This is a genomic window from Enterobacter sp. C3_dUdeg (genome assembly GCF_057536195.1).
In genome coordinates this window covers 455,416-469,001 of sequence record NZ_BAAKFX010000002.1, presented here as the reverse complement: position 1 = coordinate 469,001, position 13,586 = coordinate 455,416, and the positions used below count along the sequence as shown (strand labels likewise).

At 49.5% G+C, this 13,586-nt stretch carries 10 protein-coding genes; 4 read left to right on the top strand and 6 right to left on the bottom strand.

Features of this window, described 5'->3' with window-relative positions; translation table 11 throughout:
* Positions 1–388: 388 nt before the first annotated feature.
* The 3 genes from lpxP to AC27FC_RS09840 form a co-directional block, all read right to left on the bottom strand.
* Positions 389–1,297 (bottom strand): kdo(2)-lipid IV(A) palmitoleoyltransferase, encoded by a 909-nt coding sequence (gene lpxP, locus AC27FC_RS09850; protein WP_070550195.1) that lies wholly within the window; start codon positions 1,295–1,297, stop codon positions 389–391.
* Positions 1,298–1,498: 201 nt separating this feature from the next.
* Positions 1,499–1,771: a hypothetical protein gene (locus tag AC27FC_RS09845; protein ID WP_023322470.1), complete on the bottom strand. Its 273-nt coding sequence runs from the start codon at positions 1,769–1,771 to the stop codon at positions 1,499–1,501.
* Between the two features lie 79 nt (positions 1,772–1,850).
* Positions 1,851–2,027, bottom strand: a complete 177-nt coding sequence (locus AC27FC_RS09840; RefSeq protein WP_214579372.1) for a YnfU family zinc-binding protein — start codon at positions 2,025–2,027, stop codon at positions 1,851–1,853.
* Positions 2,028–2,180: 153 nt separating this feature from the next.
* Here AC27FC_RS09840 and AC27FC_RS09835 point away from each other — a divergent pair, with 153 nt between their 5' ends.
* Positions 2,181–2,414, top strand: coding sequence for a hypothetical protein (locus tag AC27FC_RS09835; RefSeq protein ID WP_070550197.1), 234 nt, complete (start codon positions 2,181–2,183; stop codon positions 2,412–2,414).
* Between the two features lie 19 nt (positions 2,415–2,433).
* Here AC27FC_RS09835 and AC27FC_RS09830 read toward each other — a convergent pair whose 3' ends face one another.
* The 3 genes from AC27FC_RS09830 to cspF form a co-directional block, all read right to left on the bottom strand.
* A complete protein-coding gene (locus AC27FC_RS09830) occupies positions 2,434–11,016 on the bottom strand; it encodes a GH36-type glycosyl hydrolase domain-containing protein (RefSeq protein WP_196354781.1) in 8,583 nt (2,860 codons plus the stop codon).
* Positions 11,017–11,171: 155 nt separating this feature from the next.
* Positions 11,172–11,336: a YnfU family zinc-binding protein gene (locus AC27FC_RS09825; protein WP_213076404.1), complete on the bottom strand. Its 165-nt coding sequence runs from the start codon at positions 11,334–11,336 to the stop codon at positions 11,172–11,174.
* Between the two features lie 81 nt (positions 11,337–11,417).
* The gene (gene cspF / locus AC27FC_RS09820; RefSeq protein ID WP_071822061.1) at positions 11,418–11,630 is read right to left on the bottom strand and encodes a cold shock-like protein CspF; all 213 of its coding nucleotides are present in this window, start codon (positions 11,628–11,630) and stop codon (positions 11,418–11,420) included.
* A gap of 279 nt (positions 11,631–11,909) precedes the next feature.
* Here cspF and AC27FC_RS09815 point away from each other — a divergent pair, with 279 nt between their 5' ends.
* From AC27FC_RS09815 to AC27FC_RS09805, 3 genes are all read left to right on the top strand, one after another.
* A complete protein-coding gene (locus AC27FC_RS09815; protein WP_059312498.1) occupies positions 11,910–12,128 on the top strand; it encodes a cold shock domain-containing protein in 219 nt (72 codons plus the stop codon).
* A gap of 266 nt (positions 12,129–12,394) precedes the next feature.
* A complete protein-coding gene (locus AC27FC_RS09810; RefSeq protein WP_059312497.1) occupies positions 12,395–12,622 on the top strand; it encodes a hypothetical protein in 228 nt (75 codons plus the stop codon).
* Between the two features lie 552 nt (positions 12,623–13,174).
* Positions 13,175–13,579, top strand: a complete 405-nt coding sequence (locus tag AC27FC_RS09805) for an H-NS family histone-like protein (protein ID WP_165747067.1) — start codon at positions 13,175–13,177, stop codon at positions 13,577–13,579.
* The last annotated feature ends 7 nt before the right edge of the window (positions 13,580–13,586 follow it).

Genomic DNA, 13,586 nt, shown 5'->3' with positions numbered 1-13,586 from the left:
GCAATATTACTACTTTGATGGTTTCTGGTTACGGATGTTGTCAGTCCAGTTCGCAGCCAGCACGGTTTGACCTAAAGGATGTTATTACAATAACCTACGCAGGCATTCAAACACGTTTAGTCTGCCATTTAGGTTATTGCATTCACTTGACGACCCATTTGCATTTCACTTAGTCATATCTAACAAAAAAATGCATCCGATACCCTACTATTGACAGGCAGCTTTGAGCGAAAAACGGACCTTCAAATCCGAACCGGTTCAATTGATTAACCTTGGCTGTCAGTCAAGCCATCGTTAACATGAATCCGATCGAAAATTCCTTATCGCATTTTTTACAAATACGCAGTGGCAAGAAAGATAGATTCTGGCTCATGACAAGTAGAATGGTTCAATTATATAAAGAGGCTTCGCCTTCGGGACGCGTTTTGAACCTGCGATGCATCCACAGGTATTGCTCAGGGGCACGGAGAATTTCACGCTCGATAATCTTGTTTACATAAGCCGCTGCGGCGACCTTGTCCTCCCCTGGATAGCCTGACAGCGGATTGCTGATATACATGTGATAACCTTTTTTATCGCTACGTCGAATCATGCTAAGTGTGAGCAAGTCTGCACCAGCGAGTTTTGACAGAGCATACGTTCCGTTCGTCGTGGCTGCTTTTTTTACCGAGAAAAAAGGTGCAAAAACGCTTCCCTTAGACCCATAATCTTGGTCTGGTGCAAACCACACGGCTTCACCAGCTTTTAGCGCATGAACAAAACCGGATAAATTACGTCGATTAATCATCGCCTTATTTGAACGCATACGCCCTTTTGTCTGTACCCATTCCATTAATGGATTATTGTGTGGACGATACGTTGCCATCATAGGATGGCATAACCCCATTACTCTTCCACACAATTCAAGGGACATAAAATGTATCCCGACAACCATTACCCCTCTGGTCGCACCGGTCAGGTTTTCAAGCCCTTCGACATCAAACCATTTTTTGACTCTCGAATCGCTCCAGAACCAGGCCATTCCTGTTTCCATTAGTCCCAGCCCGAGAGAAACAAAGTTTTTATTGACCATCTGGCTCCGGGCAAACGGTGTCATCTCGGGAAAGCACAGTTCGATATTTCTACTCGCAATCCCTTCCCGGCGTTTCAGAAAGGGTCTGGATATTTTTCCAAGACCAGAGCCCAGAGTATGTAAAACCGGGTAAGGAAGTTGAACGAGAAGCCACAGCAGACCCAAACCAGTCCAGGTAAGCCAGTAGCGGGGATGGAGTAAATTATGAGTAAAAGTCTGTGCCATAAATTTCCTTAATGCTAATGAAGGTTATAACGCAAAAGGAAAACAATGAAGCAATTCGTCTTGAGCGATACATTTTGTTTTAGACAATTTAAAGCCATCTAAATTCAGAAAAAATAACTTTGCAATGACTAGTAAAGAATTTAAAGAGTCAGGAATGAATTGTAAGCCAGTAAAGTTATTCTGTTATAAATCCATGTTTTATCATTGATACTCAAGAAATTGTCTTCTTGATTCATCATCATCAAGGTACTCAAAAGAAAGAAGCCGAATTTTGGTAAATTTATAAAACCACTCACAATCGTTTCGTTGAATAATTTCGCCTGGTTTGAAACATATCCCGGATGCCACCCGTATAATCGCATATTTACCATTACTAAACCTGACCCGGTGAATACAGAAAGGTTGACCGGCCTGCCCGTGACAGCTGTTTGACAGGATATGTCCTTCAATAAAAACAGTTTTTTTAGATTTCATTATCATACCCTCGACAACTGCAGTACAGGAGAAATGTTGTCATTTCCCGACATCACTGACGTTAAGTGGCAGAAGCTGATCAGCCGCCGATACACCAGCATTCTGATGGTCTGAAGAGCAGTCCGCAGGCAGGGCACTCAAGAACCGCATCTTTTCTTAGTTTACCTGCTTTCTGATCGGCTCTGTGTGCGCATGCCGGGCAGGCAACATGAACCGGTCTTTCTTTAAAATACCTGAGCCCATTTGTATAAGACATAAATAATTCTCTGAGGAATACAGTAATTATTATACGCTTTAATATAAAAATAACTGGCATAAGTTATGTTAAGTTGTGTCTGAATCAGTATATCAGATATTGAAAATTGAACGTCTGATTTATGGTACACTACCCTTCCGTGAGAAATTTAAGATGAAATCAGAAGACACCCTTGACTGGTATCCGGCACAACTACCGCCTGTGAAAATTATTCTTGGCGAAGCCGTGCTGGCTGTGGGTAAACAGGGCCGGCCGATTAATACCCGCACCTTGCTGGAATACCTTCAGGTCATGCAGGACAAACAAAAAAGGCGGGATGACAAAATCGCCATGCAGACTGCGATTGATGTTCTCAGGGATAATCAGCGCATTAACGGCAGATGTTAATGCACCTCCGGGCTCAGTGTCAGTTCTGAATGATCTCAACCGTATGGTTTTGTCCATCATCCTTCAGCGGTATTCTGTCATCAGGGAGGAGAACACCATCCAGTGTCACGCAATATTCTGCATCGCCGCGTGAAACACTAATCTGATAATGGCTTTCACCATATTGATATGCCATAGAAAAAGACGACCACTCATCCGGTAACCGGGCATGAACACTAAACTCAGTGCCGGAACGTTTTATCCCCAGTAATTCCTCGGTAAGTAAACGCCAGGCCCAGCCTGCGGAACCGGTATACCAGCTCCACCCTGCACGTCCGGTATGAGGAGCGACGCTGTAGACATCAGCACTCATGACATAAGGCTCAGCTTTATAAATCCCGACAGAGTCCGCATTCAGGGTATGATTTATAGGGTTGAGCATTGACCAGAGTTGCCAGGCTCGTCCGGCATTCCCCATTCGGGCAAAGGCCATCACTGCCCAGATGGCGCCATGCGTATACTGCCCTCCGTTTTCCCGCACGCCTGGCAGGTACCCCTGTATGTAGCCCGGATTTGGACCGTGTCCGTCGAAAGGAGGCGTTAACAGTTTGATCAGCCCTCCTTCGTTATCCACAAGGTGCTTATCCAGCGCCTGCATGGCCTTTGCGCACCGTCCCGGGTTCGCGGCGCCGGACAATACAGACCAGCTCTGAGCAATCGCATCAATCCGGCAGTCCTGTGAGGTTTTCGATCCCAGGGGAGTACCATCGTCAAAATACCCGCGCCGGTACCATTCCCCATCCCAGGCGTGGGCTTCGAGATTACTTTGCAGGCGCAGAGCCTGTGAACGGCACATCGCGGCGACGCTTTCATCCAGCCTGCGCTCCGCCAGCGCTGCAAACCGCTGCAAAATGTCGTACAGGAAGAAGCCCAGCCAGACGCTTTCACCTTTGCCTTCGATACCCACCCGGTTCATCCCGTCATTCCAGTCACCAGCACCCATCAGCGGCAGGCCATGCTCCCCGAAGCGAAGTCCATAGTGAATAGCTTTGACGCAGTGTAACCAGAGTGTCTCTTCGGTGCCGCTGATGACCGGCGTGTCATAGACAGACTCTTCACCAGGCTGAAGCGAGCGTCCCTCCAGATAAGGAATGCGTATTTCCAGTGCATCCATATCCCCCGTCGTTTCAACATAGTAGCAAACAGCAAGCGGCAGCCAAAGATAGTCATCGGAACAGCGGGTACGCACACCGTTGCCGTGTGGCGGGTGCCACCAGTGCTGCACATCCCCCTCGATAAACTGCCGCGATGCGCAGAGTATTATCTGTTCACGCATCCGGTCCGGAGCAGCGTGGCTCAGAGCCAGCGTATCCTGCAGCTGATCGCGAAAACCAAATGCACCGCCAGACTGATAGTAGCCACTCCGGGCCATAAGACGGCAGGCGACCGTCTGATACAACAGCCAGCCATTAACCAGTAAATTTACGGACGTGTCGGGGGTGTTAACTACGATTTTATCGAGAACATTGTGCCAGTGATTATGAATCCGGTTCAGCTCCTGGCGGACCGTATCCTCGTTCATGTAGCGGGCCAGCATCTCCTGAGCACAAACATCATTCTCCTCTGCGCCGAGGATAAAAATAAACGTCCTCTGGTCCCCGTCAATTAATGTAACCGCCGATTGCACCGCTCCGCAGGGATCCAGACCGGCCCCCGTCTTACCAGAAAGCTTTTGCAGTTTCATGGCCGAAGGGGCGTGAAGGGAACCATTACGGCCAATAAACTCCCGGCGGTCCCCTGTCAGAGAACAGTCATTACCGCTGACGGCAAAAAATGCAGTTCGGCCGCCACCATTATCACCATAAAAGTTATTCGCAAGTATCCCGCAGCCGCCGGGCGTTCTGGCCACATGTGTCACAATGTGAGGGGCTGAGCGCGTTCGTGTTTCTCCGAGCGTCCACTCTACATAGCCTGTGACGGAAAGTTGACGTGTCCGTCCCGAAGAGTTACTGAGCGTCAGGAGCACCAGTTTAACCGGATCTTCTTCAGCAACCAGGACCGTCAACTCGCTGTCTATACCACTCTCACGATGGGCAAAAACGCTGTAGCCAAAACCATGGCGGGTCAGGTAATCACCGTGTCCGCGAACAGGTAAAGCCGTCGGCGACCAGCACTCCCCGCTCTCTTCATCGCGCAGGTAAAATGCCTCGCCGCTGCGATCGCTCACCGGATCGTTCTCCCACGGCGTCAACCGGTATTCATGGGCATTCTCAGACCAGGTATAGGCCTGCCCTGTCTCTGAGATCACACTGCCAAAACGAGAATTTGCCAGTATGTTCGACCAGGGAGCCGGTGTAAGCGCATTTTCCCGAAGGACGATCTGATACTCCCGCCCATCCTGAGAAAATCCACCGTACCCATTGAAATGGCATAACTGACTGGTATCAGGGCTCCAGTCAGTATGTTGATTACGCTCGCGCACAGCACGCGGAATGAATGCCCTTGCCGGCGATTTCAGGGTATGAATACGCTGGTTAAGCTGCTCATTAATACCCCCTGCGCGGTCATCAAGATAAAGACAGGCCACGCTCATCAAAAGCAACTTATCTTCAGCGGAGAGATGCTCACCGTTGCGGACAAAAAGCCCGCCCTTTTTATCCAGCAGACTGGCTTCAGACCCGGCATAAATTAACTCCATAATCTGATTTTGTAATCCCTGCTGGTAGCCGCCGGGGCTGTTATTCAGGATAACTAAATCAACATCCAGCCCTTTCTGTCTCCAGTAACGGTGTGCCTGAATCAGTGTGGTCACTGAGGTGATACTTTCCTCGCTGGTTATACTCAGCAGCACTATCGGCAGATCCCCTGAAATTGCCCAGCCCCACAGTCCGGACTGGCCACGCCGGTTGCGGCCGATCGCCTGGTCTTCGGCGCGCAGCTCCTGGACAGGGTAAAGCACAGCGCTGGCGAGACTATTGAACAACGTGGCATCATCTTCACTGGCGTTCATCTGGCGCAATACCACCAGACTATGAGACCAGGCCAGTTCAAAGACGCGATCGGCGATAGGGTAATCGCGATATTTCTCCAGCAACGCCAGGCTCTGCTGACGGGTCTCGCTGATGCCATAAATGATATCAATCGTAACCGGCTGCCCCGGCTGCAGAATGATGGCGTTGCGAATTGCCAGTATCGGATCCAGCACCGAGCCCGACGTGTTGCCTAGCATCCCTCCCGTCTCTATTGCCTGTGCATTCGCAGGGTTTCTGCCACGTCCAATAAACCTTGCCCTGTCCGTTTCAAACGACACGTTATGTCGGTTATCGCCGTGCACCACCATCATGTGAAACAGGCAAGGGCCCGGTTCATCCGGTGAACGCGGGCGCCGGTGGCAAAGAATAGCGTCACGCTCAGGAGCCAGCTCAGTCTGAATAAACAAATTGCTGAATGCTGGGTGTGCCAGATCGCTGGCATCAGGTGCCAGTACCACTTCAGCATAGGTTGTCAGCTCCAGAGAGCGAGGCTTGCGACCACGATGAATCAGTGTGAGCCGTCGCAATTCAACATCATCCTCCGGAGAGATCACCACCTGAGTTTTGACGCTGAGTCCCCCTAAGCTGCGTCTGAATTCTGCCCCCGCATCGGTGAACAACACTTCCTCGTCTTGTCCGCTGGTGTAGCCTGTCGGTTGCCAGGTATTGCTCCACACATCTCCCGTCTGGGTATCGCGGATGTAGCAGAATGCTCCCCAGTTATCACGGGTGGTATCACTGCGCCAGCGCGTTAGTGCAATATCATTCCAGCGACTGTAACCACCGCCGCCCGCGGTCAACATCAGATGATAATGGCCGTTGGACAGGAGTTGAATATCCGGGGCGGGGGTATCCACGCTATAGAAAATACGGGGTTCATAGCGAACGGGTTTGACCATGCCCTCATGAGATTCAAAATGACGGCGCGGACTGTACAGATCGACCGCATCCGGCACGCGCTCCTGTAACAGCAGACTCGCTGACCGGAATACCGTGCTGGACATAAAGCGTTCAGTCATGGGGGCGTCAAGCAGCACATGAGCCAGCGCCTGAAATGCCATACCCTGGTGATGTGCCATCCAGGACTGTACCACCGCATAGAGCTGACCGGTTGCAAGACGTGAGGGGGTATAGTCCAGCGCTTCATAAAAACCGTATTCTCCGCGTGCACCATTTTTTTGCAGCCTGAACAGGTTCTCACAGGCTCTCTGTGGGGAAACCATCAGCGCCAGCAGCGTGGCGTAAGGAGCAACAACCATGTCATCGGCAAGTCCCCTGCGCAGACCGAGCCCCGGTACGCCAAATGCCTGATACTGATAATTATGCTGAACATCAAAAGCATGATAGCCAGACTCTGAAACACCCCATGGTACCCCGCGTTCTTTCCCCCAGTGAATCTGGCGCATAACCGCCGACTGACTCATTTCATCGAGCAGGCTTCCGGGCCAGGTGGGCATCACCAGATTCGGCATCAGATATTCAAACATGGATCCGCTCCATGACATCAGGGCAGTTTCATTATCAATCGTGGTAAACAATCGACCCAGCGCGTACCAGCTTTTAAGAGGCAGCTGATTAGTCGCAATGGCAAGAAAACTGGTCAGGCGAATTTCAGACGGCAGGAGATCGTAGTGGCTCTTGTCAGGCATATTGGTGTCACAGTTATAACCGACGCTGAGCAGACTGGTTGCTTCACTGTACAGAAAGGCGAAATCCATCCGGGCATGCTCATCCAGCCGCTGTTCCAGCTCGGTGATAATATTGAGTCGCATTCGGGCCTGCTCCGCCACTGACGCCGGAGGCGTTCCTGTACCGGTTAATGTCGGACGGGCAAGCTCGCTCAGCGTCGGCAGCGTCTGTTCATTCCAAGATGCAGGCAACCAGCCAAGCAACAGAGACCACTCATGGCAAAGCTGAACCAGTTGATGCTCCAGATGTCCAGCCCAGCGCATCTGAAGAGGAGATCCCTGATGGCATGCGCTGGTCAGATGGTTGCACTGGGTGCGCATGCTTTTCAGTTCGCTGAAAAGCGCCTGCGGAGAGAGCGACACCGCGTTCAGGCAATGCTTGCGCAGCAGTCTCAGGCTGTCAGGTGGGTTCTTACCCCACTGTTTTTCCAGAATATCCAGCGTATCGTTCAGTCCTGTCAGTATCTGTTGGCTGCTTAAAACAGGCTGATGACGCATGGCGGACAGGCCTGCACGCAGTGTCAATAAATGCCCGGCCATATTGCCGCTGTCGACGCTGGAGATATAGCGTGGACTTAGGGGGACCAGCGTACGGGTGTCATACCAGTTGTAGAGATGGCCCCGGTAGTGCTCCATTTTATCCATCGTGTCGAGCGTGAGCGACACGCGCCGGAGTACCTCTCCGCCAGGCAGGTAGCCAAAGTCCCATGCCGTCAGGTTAGCCATAAGTGAAAGACCAATATTGGTAGGAGAGGTTCGGTGTGCCACCGTCGGTTGTGGTATTTCCTGATAATTATCAGGCGGAAGCCAGTTCTCTTTTGCTGTGGCAAATGTTTCAAAAAAAGCCCAGATTTCACGGCTTGTCTGGCGTAACAGCTGTTTTTGTTCCTGATTAGGCGAAAAAACCTTACGCACGGGCTGGCGACTCAGCCAGCTCATCAGCAGCGGTGCCACACACCATACCAAACCGATCGGTAACGCAATCCCCAGCAGCTGTGGGGCAAATTGTCCGGTCAGTATTGTCAGCGCCACGCCACCGGCAACGTTCAGCCACATCGCCTGATAAAAACGTGCAACAGTGGGTCTGGCCTGACTGCTGTCCTGGCTGTGGCTGACCCACTGGCTGAGGTGACGCCTGCTTATCCCCAGTCGCCATAGCGTCTCGGCGATCGCTTTCAGCGAATATCCGGCTTCGTGCGGCAGTATCGCAAAATTAAGGCTGATACCTGACAGACGCTTTAGCGCGCCCGCCCCCACCAGTAACAGATGCGACTTCACGCGGCGACGCAGAGGTTTATGCAGAAGGTCGTGGCTAATGCAGAGGAGGGCTGGCAACAGCCATATCAGCAACAGTATGCCCAGCCAGTAAACCGGATTGGGTACCCAAAGCAGAGCGAAGAACAGCAATATCAGTAAGGAGGGGGCGACCAGACTGCGACGTAGATTATCGAGTAATTTCCAATAAGAAAGCGCGGTCAGCGGATTCCTGACCCGGGTACCATCGGCTTTTCTGACGCGTGGTTTTAGCCAGTTAAGCAGTTGCCAGTCACCCCGGATCCAGCGTGAACGTCGTGCAACATCCGACAGATAATTATTAGGGTACTGTTCGTACAGTAACACTTCGCTCAGCAGACCCGAACGTGCATAGCATCCTTCAAGCAGATCGTGGCTGAGTACCAGATTTTCCGGGCAGGTATTGGCAGTGGCCTGCATAAAAATGTCAACATCGTAAATCCCTTTGCCCACAAACGAGCCTTCCCCAAAGAGATCCTGATAGATATCCGAAGACATCATAGTATAGGGGTTATTACCCGGTATGCTGCTGCGCAGGGCGGCGTAACGCCCCTGACCGTTACGTGGTATCTCCTCCGCAAGACCGGGTTGTAAAATACCAAATCCTTTGACCACCCTCTGGCGTACCGGATCATACTCTGGCGTATTCAACGGATGGGCCATCGCCGCGACCAGTTTGTGAGCCGTATCGCGCGGCAACACCGTATCACTGTCCAGGGTAATGACGTATTTAATGTGATCCGGTAAAAGGTGGGCCGGCATGTCTGCAACGCTGACGAATTGCGTTCCCGGATGGCGCAACCAGCTGTTCAGCAACGCCAGTTTTCCCCGCTTGCGTTCGTAGCCCATCCACACTCCTTCCGAGGGGTTCCATTCAGGCTGACGATGTAACAGATAAAAACGTGGTCGGCCGGAGGGGTAGCGCCGATTCAGCGCCTGCGTATCAGCGATAGCCTGTCTGAGCAGCGCGTGACTTTCCGGCGAGGGTTCATTTTCAGAATCTGCAAAATCAGTGAGCAGCGCGAACCTGAGATTTTCGTTTTCATTCCCCAACCAGCAAACTTCAAGACTGGTGAGGAGCTGGCTGAAACTTTCGTGGCTGGTCAACATGCAGGGAATGACTAACATAGTGGCACTGTCAGCGGGAATACCGGCTGAAAAATCCATCCCCGGCAAGGGGCGAGGAACGCGAAAACGGGTGGTTGCGTCACTGAGTAAATCACTCATTAACTGAGTTAAAGCGATAACCAGAGGTAATATCACCGCGATTAACAACCAACCTGCTCCCTGCATGGCAGTTTCGTGCAATATTGCCGCGGTCGCTGCGGTTGTCAACAACGCCAGGCTGCCAAGCCATGACAGCAGGGTTATTCTGTTGAAACTGTGCCGCAAGCGTATGAGTCTTGAGGTGTCTGCCAGAAGATGTATATCCAGTGCCTGTCGACCTTCGCCGGCGAGATAATAACCAATATGATGTTCCGGTGTATTGGGGGCTTTTTCCTCTGAAAGCGCCAGCACCCTGTCAGCAACCTCAGGCTCGCTGAGCCCACTGTCTCTGGCCAGGACCTCAACTACGTGCCGGTAATGATCCCGGGTATTGAAGTGCATCCGGGGATAGATACCGGCAGGATCATTTCTTAATGCCTGTTCGACGACGCTTATCGTTTCGGCGAAATCAGCCCAGTCCGTTTCACCCAGTAATCGCAGACCTGCGATGCTGTTACTGACAGACAGCTGGCTGGCGGCAAGCTGTTGATTGAAGTTATTTATGAGAATGTCAGTGGTGACTCCCTGTTCCCGAAGGCACTGATCAACCCAGGTAAGAGGTAACGACAGCGCGTTGCCGTGCCCCTGCAGACGCCGCACCAGTTCTGCGACAAACGCGCTGGATAACGGAGGACGGGAGCGCGCCAAATCGGCAACCACCATAATTAAATCACCAGGCGCACTCTCTGCACATTCGAAAATCCTGGTTATCCACGTATCTGCCAGGTTTCTGTCCTGTTGCGCTTTTATCACTTCCATACTGATACGACGAAGATTTTCAATCAGCGCCAGGCGCAGCATTCCCGGTAATGCCCAGATTTCACCTAGTGTCAGCGGAGTCACCTGTTGATAGGCAGCGAGATAGCTGGTCAGACTGGTGGCATCCCAGCGGCCATCACCGTGAGCAATGGCCTCTGATGCGATATGATAAATTCTTGGGCAATTCAGCGGCGACATCAGCGACGGGAGACCTTTACCAAAACTTTTCGGCAAGTGCTGGCGGACGGTACGGATTTGTTCCTCAATCAGATAATAATTGTCCAGCAACCACTCCCCGGCGGGCATGATACTGGTCTTTTTACCTGCATTAAGCTCATAGCAGTTTTGGGTGATAACGGCCTCATTGTCGCCAAGCCGTTTCAGAAGATAATAGGGATGTTTATCCGGTGATACTTTATGGGTCCGTGCCAGCTTCTGACCATAGCGTTCCATCTGGGCAGTCGAAAAGAGTTCTGACCGCGGAGTGCTTTCGCTTGCAGGATCGTTCGCCGAAAACGTTAGGTTTTCGGCAGCATTCATCGGAATATGGGAGCGGTTAAACCACGCTCTGGGGTTCATTTTCATAGCATTGCTCTGATGCGACATTAGCGCGCAGGAGCAGTTGCGAAATCAGTTCAGAAACGTTCTCTCAGGATGTGCGTCAGGCATCAGGGATTTTACAGCTGCCGGAATCTAACATAAGTATAGGACATGAGCTCTGTTCTGCGGTTTTGGTCGAGCTAGCGTCGGGAGATAAACAGAGCCTTACATCCGGGGCAAAGCATGGTCTGGTTGAGCCGGATTTTTGACAACGGTTGTGCTGATTTTAAGCCACAAACAGGACAGGCAGCAGTGGCAGTAGACGCACTGCTGAAGAGTTTCATTGCGTAATTGATAACAGACATAACCATTAACCTTTCAATGAATGAGATTCACTGTACCACGTGTGGTTAAGTTTTGATCTGTTAATTTTGTCACGCTGAAAATCAGGAAAGATAAATGTTTGCAGCCACAGGCCCCCTGAGACCGTTGATCCGGCAAAATTCTATGCGGCTTCCAGGGATGAGTAATTCTGATTCGCGAAAGTTAACGGCTGAAATGTGAAGCAGAACGTCTTTTCGGCCATCAGATGGGATGATGAGGCCTTTACCACTAAGAATGTCAAAGCTTTTGACAATTCCTGTCATTTTATGGGACAAGTCAATTCCTTACTGAAAACACGTAAAGACTATACATTGAAAATGGCATTCAGCCATTTTTATTTTTCCTACAGGACCTCTGGGCGGCTAAAAGATAATTTGCTTATATCGATTCCATGTGCCTTAATGAATCCCATCAGTTCGATGTACGAATGAAATTTTGAAGTTTTCCGGGCAGTTCTCATTACCAGGTGCTATCGTTGATATCTCCTCTTTTGAGTCCATACGTTTAATCTTATACGTTTGCTATTAATGCTATTATGTTTAATGGGAGTCAGTATGACCACAAGAATTAAAGGTTTGGTAAAATGGTTTAACGAAGATAAAGGTTTTGGTTTTATTTCACCTCTTGACGGAAGCAAAGATGTCTTCGTCCATTTCTCCGCACTCCATGGTGAGAATTTCAATACCTTATTTGAAGGACAGAAAGTTGAGTTCGCCATGCAGAGTGGTGAAAAAGGGCCTGCTGCTACAAACGTAATACTTTGCGATAAATGAATATCTGTGGGTCTGCGACAACGATGAAGGATTATTCCTGAGTAGTCAGATCCATAACTTAAATCAGATGAAAGTCGTTTATTCTTAATATCTAGTCAGCCTATTTTTCAAAATTATTAGCATGCTAACCGATGTGATGAAGTGCAGTACTACTGCATAAAAAGTCTAAAAGCACAAGCAAACCGCAAGTTAAATAAGAAGTGCGTAATGGCTTTGAACTTAATGGCATCTGCGTTAATATCCACGAGAGAACAGGGTAATAGAATATGATTAAAGTCCTTGTTTTCTTTAATGCTGAATCCTGTAAAGTTATGACCGTTCTGGAAGGTATATCCTCTATCAGGCAGGAATATCCAAACGGTGAAGAAACACATCTTCAGATTATGTCTGCAGGTTTTCCTTCCTTAACTGGCGATCATGGTATTGTTTACGTGGCTACTGACAGAGAGTTAACGTCACAGGAGATACTTGATGCGGCTAGGAAATATTTATAGTATTTTTGTCATGCTCTCTGCTCCACGTTTAATTGCATGCTTACCCTATTTATCAGAATCGAACAAAAAATGAGTTAAAAGCATTTATGGCCTGCTAACAGCAGGCTTTTTTTTTACATTACTTTTTTAGAAACACCTCTATTAAGAGAGAGTAATTCGCTATCCTCTGACAAAATGCAGGTGTCTCCCCCCTGCGTGCCATCTTGCCATTTGTGAAAAAACTTGCTAAGTGGCGGCGCTGTCTCTCCTCATTTTAAATCTCATCAGGTGTGACTGAAGCAATAAGTTATGAGGGTATAAAAAGGCTCTCCGGATGACTCCTGGCATCATAGTTTTAAGTACCTTCAAAAATGCATGGACATTTCGTAGGAGTTAGAATTTAGTTCTTGCACATTCTTCTTAGTTTTGTCTTGCGATAAGATATTTATATCAGTAGTCTAAACCTCGTTAATAACAATATGTACCAATCGGATTAAAATGCTCAGTAAGAAAAATCGGGTTGATGAGCAACCGTCGACATTGGTATTTGCTGAAACTTTAAGAGGTCTCTTTATGTCAGATGCTCTCACACAGTTAAATAATATCCGTACCTTACGTTCCCAGACTCGTGAAATGTCATTAGATGTACTGGAAGATGTTCTGGAAAAGTTTAAAATTATTCTTATAGAACGACGAGAAGAAGAGATATTACGTCTTGCAAATGAAAGTCAGCGCCGCGATAAACTGGAATCACTTCGTCAGATGATGCTTGATGAGGGTATCGACCCATCCGAACTTATGGCTGTTGTTGGCTCTCCGGGTAAGGTTAAAAGGACGCGCTCTCCCCGCCCCGCGAAGTATCGATATACTGACGAAACTGGAGAGTCAAAAACATGGTCAGGTCAGGGGCGAATGCCGAAGCGGATCTCAAATCTGATTGCTGAAGGTGGGGAATTAAAAGATTTTGAAATCAGCTAAAAAGAGC

Excerpts from the sequence above, each read along its gene's own strand:
- lpxP (WP_070550195.1), bottom strand. The coding sequence starts at position 1,297 with ATGGCACAGACTTTTACTCATAATTTACTCCATCCCCGCTACTGGCTT.
- AC27FC_RS09845 (WP_023322470.1), bottom strand. The coding sequence starts at position 1,771 with ATGAAATCTAAAAAAACTGTTTTTATTGAAGGACATATCCTGTCAAAC.
- AC27FC_RS09840 (WP_214579372.1), bottom strand. The coding sequence starts at position 2,027 with ATGTCTTATACAAATGGGCTCAGGTATTTTAAAGAAAGACCGGTTCAT.
- AC27FC_RS09835 (WP_070550197.1), top strand. The coding sequence starts at position 2,181 with ATGAAATCAGAAGACACCCTTGACTGGTATCCGGCACAACTACCGCCT.
- AC27FC_RS09830 (WP_196354781.1), bottom strand. The coding sequence starts at position 11,016 with ATGAAAATGAACCCCAGAGCGTGGTTTAACCGCTCCCATATTCCGATG.
- AC27FC_RS09825 (WP_213076404.1), bottom strand. The coding sequence starts at position 11,336 with ATGTCTGTTATCAATTACGCAATGAAACTCTTCAGCAGTGCGTCTACT.
- AC27FC_RS09815 (WP_059312498.1), top strand. The coding sequence starts at position 11,910 with ATGACCACAAGAATTAAAGGTTTGGTAAAATGGTTTAACGAAGATAAA.
- AC27FC_RS09810 (WP_059312497.1), top strand. The coding sequence starts at position 12,395 with ATGATTAAAGTCCTTGTTTTCTTTAATGCTGAATCCTGTAAAGTTATG.
- AC27FC_RS09805 (WP_165747067.1), top strand. The coding sequence starts at position 13,175 with ATGTCAGATGCTCTCACACAGTTAAATAATATCCGTACCTTACGTTCC.